The sequence below is a fragment of the Streptomyces sp. P5F9 genome (genome assembly GCF_057961495.1).
Genome location: NZ_JBXVPZ010000556.1, coordinates 1 through 5,882, shown reverse-complemented (window position 1 = coordinate 5,882; position 5,882 = coordinate 1). Strand labels below are relative to the sequence as shown.

The window sequence follows — 5,882 nt, the reverse complement described above, 5'->3', positions numbered from 1 at the left end:
GGGGGTGGCGCCGGACGAGACGAACGACGGGGAGGGCGGCGGAGGCCCGGGAGGCCCGAGCGGGTCGGCGTCACCGTCGGCTTCGCCTTCGGCCTCGGCGAGCTGACGAAGGCACGCCCCGTCCCGGCCCCGTACGTCCGCCACGCCTCCCGTGCCTTCCTCCGGCTCCCCGCCATGGAAACCTCGCAGCCGACGCACAGGAATATCGATGTGCCCGCACAGAGGCAGGGCGTGTCATGGACGTACGGGGTCGGATCCGCCCGGCCCGTGACCATGTGAAGGCCTGGAGGAAGCGATGGGATACGTCGTGCTGCTCGCACTGCTGCTGATCGCCGGGGCGGCGTTCGCCGTCGTCGTACAGCGTCGCTCGCGCCGGGCCCGCGGCGACTCCGACCTGTCCGACCTGGACGCGGAGGTCGAGGCCAGCGGCTGGGTCCTCCGGCTCGGCGCGAGCCTGTCGGTCCCCGAGGCGAGGATCTGGGCCGGAGCCGGCGAAACGGCGACCCGAGCCCTGACCGACGCCGCCGAGTGCCACCGTGCCGCCGGCGCCCGGCTGTCCGCGGCCCACACGGCGGACGAGTACGCGGAGGCGACGCGGGTGGCCAAGGAGGGCCTGGCCCATATCGCCACGGCACGGGCGGCGCTGGGGGTGGCCGCCGTAGCGGCGTAGGCGGTCGGCTGTGGCGCCGTACCGGTGGCGTCCGCGGGGCGGGAGCGAGAGCCGGCTCACATTCAGGGCTGTCACATTCCCGGGGCCCGTTCCGTCAGAGCTGTGTAAGCAGCAGCCACGACAGAACAGAGGAGCCCACCATGGGTGCCCGACTGAACCCCTTCGCCAGCCCCGTCGCCGGCAAGGCCCTGAAGCACTTCATCGCCGCGGGCAAGGTCATCGACGACTCGCCGCTGCCCGCCGCCACGCAGGAACTGGTGAAGCTGCGCGCGAGCCAGATCAACGGGTGCGGGTTCTGCACCGACATGCACAGCAAGGACGCGGCCGCCGCGGGTGAGACGGCGGTGCGGCTCAACCTCGTCGCCGCCTGGCGTGAGGCGACCGTGTTCAGCGACGCCGAGCGCGCCGCGCTGGAGCTGGCCGAGGAAGGGACCCGTATCGCGGACGCGGCCGGCGGTGTCTCGGACGAGGTGTGGCAGAACGCCGCCAAGCACTACGACGAGGAGCAGCTCATGGCGCTCGTCTCGCTGATCGCCCTCATCAACAGCTTCAACCGGATGAACGTCATGCTCACGATGCCCGCCGGCGACTACCAGCCCGGTCAGTTCGCCTGACGCGGGCCGAGCAGCAGCGCCGCCAACGCCAGCGCCGCATCCCGGGGTGTGCCCAGGTCCAGGCCGGTCAGTTCGGTGACGCGGGCCAGGCGGTAGTCCACCGAGTTGGGGTGGAGGCCGAGGGCCCGGGCCGTGGCTCTGCGGTCCTGGCGTTGTTCCAGGTGGGTGCGGAGGGTGGCCGTCAGGTCCGGGCGGCCGGCGAGGGGATCGAGGAGTGCCGCGATGCGGGCGCTGCCCGCGCTGGGGCGGGACAGGTGGCACTCCAGGAGTACGTCGTCCAGGTGGTGCGGGCCGGGCGCGTGACCGCAGGCCCTCGCCACCCGCACGATCTCCGTGCCGACGCGGGCCGCGTCCGGAATGTCCTCCGTCCGCTCCGCGACCGTCGCGGCCAGCCGGAGTCCCGGGCCCGCCGCCTCCCGCAGTACGGCCGTCGCCGCGTCCGGCAACTCCGTGCGGCCCGGTACGAGCGCGTGGCCGCCGGTACCGTCCAGCAGCGCCGGTACCTCCGTACCGAACACCCGGTCCAGAGCCGTCTGCACCCGGCGCACGAGTCGCCGTAGCGCGACACCGCCGGACTGGCGGGCCGCGAACCGCAGGTGTACGACCAGGACCGGACCCTCCATCGCGTCGAACGCTCCCGCCCCGTCCAGCAACGCCCTTGCCAGCGACCGGCGTTGCTCACCGCGCTCGGCCGCGATGGCTGCCTGTTCGTCGAGGTAGCTCTCGGTCACAGCGCCGATGACGCGGCCCTGTGCGGCGATGAGGGCGCCGCAGAGTTCGGTCAGGGCGCTCTCCTCGCCGGGGCGGGCCGCGTCGGTGAGGGCCTGCCAGAGGACGTGGGCGCCGGAGGTGTAGGTCCCCAGGAGGAGCTGGAGGGGCATGCCCTCGTCGGCGCGTTGGTGGGCGCGTTCCTGGAAGTACCGCAGGCCGTCCTCCGTGGGGCGGAGTGTCTGTCCGTCGGCCGCGCCCCGCAGGAACCCGCGCAGGCCGTGCCGGGCCGTCGCCGTGATCTCGACGTCCTTCACCTCGGCGGGCAGCTCCGCGTACCCGTGCAGATCCTCGAAGACGGTACGGGTCATGCGCCGCGCCAGCTCGTTCACCCGCGGTTCGCAGCGGGCGGCGAGCGCGCGGGCGGCCGGGGAAAGGGTGCGCATTCTCCGGAATCCATCCGGTCGGTGCGGCCGTACGACAGCCACAAGGACCCGGGCGGCAACCGGAGTTGCTGTCCGTCACTTGTGACGCGCCCCACTCCGGCTTTACCAAAACAAAAGACTTCGAGCGCCTCCCCGATCCGTACTTCTGACTGTCCGTACCGCCGACGGGCGGTCCACGACACAGGAGGTACGGTGCGCTTTTCGCGGAACGCGACGGGAACGATGGTTGTGGGGGGTGCCCTCAGCCTGACCCTTGTCGCCCTGGCCTATCCGGCAATGCTGGGCGTGACCACAGTCTCCAGCGCGCCCACACGCGTGATCGCCAACACGCAGTGGGGACCGCTGACCGAGGCCGACCGGGACTTCGTGGTCAAGGTGCGCGCGGCAGGACTGTGGGAGTACCCCGTCGGCCAGATGGGCCTGAAGAAGGGGGCCACCCCGGCGGTCATCACCGCGAGCAAGCACCTCATCGACGGGCACGCCGCGCTGGACACCACCGTGCGCAAGGTCGCCCCGATGCTCAACATCACGATCCCGAACCAGCCCAGCCCGCAGCAGCAGGGGTTCATCAACACCCTGAACGGCGACAGCGGCAAGCAGTTCGACACGGACTTCGCCAACATCCTGCGCGTGACGCACGGTTCGATCTTCAACACGATCGCGAAGATCCGCTCGACGACGGAGAACACCCTCGTCCGCGCCCTCGCCGACCAGGCCAACGCGACCGTCCTGGACCACATCACGGTCATGGAGAACACCGGCCTGGTCAACTTCAGCCAGGTCCTCTTCCAGGAGACGACCCCGCCGAAGCTGCCGGCCTCGGACCTGACCCCGCCGCCCCCGGCCGCGGGCCAGCCGGAGGTGGTGCTCACCCCGCCGGTGAACAGCACCACCCAGCCGCCGGTCCTCCCGGGCGAGTCACCCAGCGCCACCCAGACCCCGACCGTGGGGTGAGCCCGCTACAGCCCGAGCCAGACCGTCGTGTCCGGGGCCAGCAGCCTCAACTGCCCCTCGCCCGCCGCCGGTTCGCTGCTCAGCAGCACCTCCCCCGGCGGCAGGGCGACCGGCACGTCCGACAGGTTGGTGACACACCGCCAGCCGTCGGAGCGCGCGAGGTGCAGCACCCCGGGCGGGCTGTCCGCGGCCCAGGTCAGCTCCTCGCCGTCGAGCAGCTTGCGGCGCAGGCGGAGCGCGGTGCGGTAGAGCTCCAGGGTCGAGCCCTCGGTCCCGTCCTGTGCCTCGACGGCGTACGACGCGAAGCTCGCCGGCTGCGGCAGCCACGCGGGGCCCGACCCGAAGCCGTACGACGGACCGGCCGACGTCCACGGCAGGGGGACCCGGCAGCCGTCGCGGCCCTTGTGGGTGTGGCCCTGCTGTTCCCAGACGGGGTCCTGGAGGACCTCGACGGGCAGGTCGGCGACCTCGGGCAGACCGAGTTCCTCGCCCTGGTAGACGTACGACGAACCGGGCAGCGCCAGCATCAGCAGGGTCGCGGCCCGGGCGCGGCGCAGGCCCGCCGCCGTGTCGACGGGTGGCGTGTGGCCGTTGGACAGGAGCCAGGTGTTGGGGTCGGTGCCCGGTGGCAGCATCAGGCGCGAGGCGTGGCGTACGACGTCGTGGTTGGACAGCACCCAGGTGGCCGAGGCGCCTGCCGCGCGGGCCGTGGCGAGCGAGCCGGTGATCACCTCGCGGAGTTCGGCCGCGTCCCAACCCGCCTCCAGGTACTCGAAGTTGAAGGCCTGGCCGAGTTCGTCCGGGCGGGCGTACAGGGCGCGGCGGGCGGCCGGTACCCAGGCCTCGGCGACCGCCATGCGGGGCGGGGTGTAGGTGTCGAGGACCGTACGCCGCCAGTCGCGGTAGATCGCGTGGACCTCGTCGCGGTCGTAGTAGGGGTGGCTGCCGGGCGGGAGGTCGTCGAGGACGGCCTCGGAGTTCGCCGCGAGGGGGCCGATGTCGCGCAACGGCTCGGTGAGGTCCTTGACCAGGGCGTGGGCGACGTCGACGCGGAAGCCGTCGACGCCCCGGTCGGACCAGAAGCGGAGCGTGCTGCGGAAGTCCTCCCGCACCTCCTCGTTGTCCCAGTTCAGGTCGGGCTGTTCGGGCGTGAAGAGGTGCAAGTACCACTGCCCGTCCGGGACTTGCTTCCAGGCGCTGCCGCCGAAGACCGACGGCCAGTCGGTGGGCGGGAGTTGACCGACCGCGCCGCGTCCCTCGCGGAAGACGTAGCGGTCGCGGGCGGCGGAACCGGGCGGGGCGGCGAGCGCCTCCTGGAACCAACTGTGCAGCCGGGACGTGTGGTTGGGCACGATGTCGACCATGACCTTCAGGCCGAGACGGTGGGCCTCGGCGACCATCGCGTCGAAGTCGTCGAGCGTGCCCAGGCGCGGGTCGACGTCGCGGTAGTCGGCGACGTCGTAGCCGCCGTCGGCGAGTTCGGACGGGTAGAACGGGCTGAGCCAGAGCGCGTCGACGCCCAGCGCGGCGAGATGACCGAGGCGCTGGGTGATGCCCTTGAGGTCCCCGAGCCCGTCGCCGTCGGCGTCGGCGAAACTGCGCGGGTAGACCTGGTAGACGACGGCCTGACGCCACCAGTCCGGGTCACGGGAGGACAGGTCGGTCACGTGGTCTCCTTATGAATTCCCGTTGCGCTGACGGAAGTTGACAGTCAACTTCCGGTAGACCCACGATGTGCACACGCTGTGGCGCATGTGACCAATGGGCCCAGTGTTTCCTTCGCTGCTCAGCTCCTCCACTCCTTGCCAGGCCAAGATGGGATAAGTATGTCCATAGCGAGTCGTGTCACTGTGCGTCGCCTGTTGGGGACAGGCGCCGCCTCTCTCGCCCTCGCCGCAGCCTCCGTCGGCGCGGCGTCCGGGGCCTGGGCCACGGGTGGTCACGGCGGTGGCGGTGACGGCTGGGATTCCGGTGGCCACTACCAGCCCGGCTCCGGCGCCGGCACGGTCACCGAGACCGAGGGCTGCCAGTTCTCGCTGAACGGCACGGACTTCTTCCCCTCGGTCAAGGTCGACGACCAGAACCTGAAGCCCACCGACGACGGCAAGATCCACATCAAGGTCCGCACCGCCGGTGACGCCTCCACCTGCACCGCCTCGCTCGCCTCGTACATCGCCCACGGCGCGACCTTCGCCACCTCAGGCCAGCAGGTCTTCGTCGACTTCGACACGGTGACCGTGAAGAAGGGCCAGACGGACTCGCTCGACATAGCGGTGCCGGACGAGGGCTGCTTCGCGCAGGTCGACCTCTACCGCGGCGCGGTCAAGTTCGACGGCAACCCCGCCGCCGGCGACGGTCTCGTCCACGGCGACCTGCCCAAGGGCCCCGACCACACGGTCATCAAGGACAAGCTGATCGCGGCCTGGAACGGCGGCACGAAGGACTGCACGACCACCGAGTCCCAGCCCCCGTCCCCCTCGGCCCCGGCCT

6 protein-coding genes are annotated in these 5,882 nt (G+C 71.5%); 4 read left to right on the top strand and 2 right to left on the bottom strand.

Annotated elements, in window-relative coordinates; genetic code table 11:
* Nucleotides 1–295: 295 nt before the first annotated feature.
* A complete protein-coding gene (locus tag AC31A1_RS45405) occupies nucleotides 296–670 on the top strand; it encodes a hypothetical protein (protein WP_489658933.1) in 375 nt (124 codons plus the stop codon).
* Nucleotides 671–810: 140 nt separating this feature from the next.
* Nucleotides 811–1,284 (top strand): carboxymuconolactone decarboxylase family protein, encoded by a 474-nt coding sequence (locus AC31A1_RS45400; RefSeq protein ID WP_393750725.1) that lies wholly within the window; start codon nucleotides 811–813, stop codon nucleotides 1,282–1,284.
* Here AC31A1_RS45400 and AC31A1_RS45395 read toward each other — a convergent pair.
* A complete protein-coding gene (locus AC31A1_RS45395; protein ID WP_489658932.1) occupies nucleotides 1,272–2,438 on the bottom strand; it encodes a PucR family transcriptional regulator in 1,167 nt (388 codons plus the stop codon). The two genes, AC31A1_RS45400 and AC31A1_RS45395, sit on opposite strands and share 13 nt — an antisense overlap.
* Before the next feature lie 228 nt (nucleotides 2,439–2,666).
* On the opposite strand from AC31A1_RS45395, the gene AC31A1_RS45390 reads away from it, so the two are divergent.
* Nucleotides 2,667–3,392 carry a DUF4142 domain-containing protein gene (locus AC31A1_RS45390; RefSeq protein WP_489658931.1) on the top strand — a complete coding sequence of 242 codons (726 nt, stop codon included), beginning with the start codon at nucleotides 2,667–2,669 and terminating at the stop codon, nucleotides 3,390–3,392.
* A gap of 5 nt (nucleotides 3,393–3,397) precedes the next feature.
* On the opposite strand, the gene AC31A1_RS45385 is transcribed toward AC31A1_RS45390, so the two are convergent.
* Complete coding sequence (locus tag AC31A1_RS45385) at nucleotides 3,398–5,059, bottom strand: glycoside hydrolase family 13 protein (RefSeq protein WP_489658930.1); 1,662 nt, start codon at nucleotides 5,057–5,059, stop codon at nucleotides 3,398–3,400.
* Between the two features lie 159 nt (nucleotides 5,060–5,218).
* Here AC31A1_RS45385 and AC31A1_RS45380 point away from each other — a divergent pair.
* Nucleotides 5,219–5,882: hypothetical protein (locus tag AC31A1_RS45380; protein WP_489658929.1), on the top strand; the 664-nt coding region annotated here is incomplete at its 3' end.